The following is a 1,354-nucleotide window of genomic DNA, read 5'->3' as shown; positions in this document are numbered from 1 at the left end:
GTTCGTCACTGTTCGCTTCTGGCGGTGGGGGCGGCGGGGTCAGGCTGGCGGTGAGTTCGTCCTGGCTGACAGTACCGTCCTTGTTCTTGTCCAGGGCCGAGAAGATCTGGTTGCTGTCGGCGCTACTGCCGGCGCTGGTCAGGCCGCTGCTCAGTTCGTCGCTGCTGATGGCGCCGTCGCCGTCGGTGTCGAGGGCGCTGATCAGGGCGTCGGCCAGGTCGGTGTTCGGGGCCTGGTCGCGGGGCGGTGGCGGCGTCATCGCGGTCATTTCTTCGGCGCTGAGGCTGCCGCTGCCGTCGCTGTCCAGATCACCGAACTGTTGGCTCAGGTTGACCAGCAGGCCATCGTCGGATTTCTCCGACAGGGCGCTATTCAGTTCGTCCTGATTCACCGCGCCGTCGCCGTTGCTGTCGAGTTTGGCGAAAAGTTGCTTTTGCAGTTGCTGGCTGCGGGCGTTTTGCGTGGAGGTGCTGCTGGTACTGGTATAGCTCGTGTAGTTGCTGACGCTACCGATCATCGGACTCACTCCCTGGGATGGAAAACCGGTGGTGTACCGGCTTATGCAGACTCAAGGGGCAACGTGTCCTGGGTGTTTGGACTTTGTACCGGTGGTTACACAGATTGGCAGCGCACGCAAACCTACAACGATCGGTGGTGTTCTCAGGTGCGCAGCAGGCGGATGATGGCGGTCAGGCCGCCGCCGGGTGTTTCTTCCAGATTCAACTGCCCGCCCAGCCGCTGCGCCGCCTCGCGCGCGATGGTCATGCCCAGACCTACACCGCCGGAGTTGCGGTTGCGCGAGCCTTCCAGGCGATAAAACGGTTCGAACACCGCCTCACGTTTGTCTTCGGCAATCCCCGGGCCGTGGTCGATCACGCGAATCAGCAGTTGCTCGCGCTGATCCTGCAATTCGATGCGTGCCTGTCCGGCATAGCGCAAGGCATTGTCCATCAGGTTGTTGATGCACGAACGCAAGGCCATCGGCTGCACGGGCAACGGTGCGCAGTGGCCGCTGACCTGCACGTCCGCGCCCTGGTCCTGAGCGTTTTCGCAGAGCGATTCGACCAGGGCCTGCACGTCCATCAATTGCAGTGCCTCGCTGGTGCGCTGTTCGTGCAGGTAGGTGAGGGTGGCGTCGAGCATGTCGATCATGTCGTTCAGATCCTGACGCATCTGGCTTTGCAGCTTGTCATCGCTGATGTTTTCCAGGCGCAGTTTCAGGCGTGACAGCGGTGTGCGCAGGTCGTGGGAGACGGCGCCGAGCATCCGCGCGCGTTGCTGGACCTGTTCGCGAATGCGTTGCTGCATCAGGTTGAAGGTGTGTGCCGCTTGCCGCGCCTCCCGTGGGCCGGAC

At 62.8% G+C, this 1,354-nt stretch carries 2 protein-coding genes; both read right to left on the bottom strand.

The features are described 5' to 3' along the window. Nucleotides 1-517: EF-hand domain-containing protein (gene xopAW / locus DBR24_RS04235; RefSeq protein WP_146188952.1), on the bottom strand; the 517-nt coding region annotated here is incomplete at its 3' end. Between the two features lie 143 nt (nucleotides 518-660). Next, a partial coding sequence (locus DBR24_RS04230; protein WP_146188951.1) for a HAMP domain-containing sensor histidine kinase occupies nucleotides 661-1,354 on the bottom strand: 694 nt, incomplete at its 5' end.

This window comes from Pseudomonas sp. HMWF006 (assembly GCF_003061205.1).
GTDB classification, from domain to species: domain Bacteria; phylum Pseudomonadota; class Gammaproteobacteria; order Pseudomonadales; family Pseudomonadaceae; genus Aquipseudomonas; species Aquipseudomonas monsensis.
The sequence above is the reverse complement of the archived record's forward strand: the minus strand, read 5'-3'. Positions and strand labels throughout refer to the sequence as shown.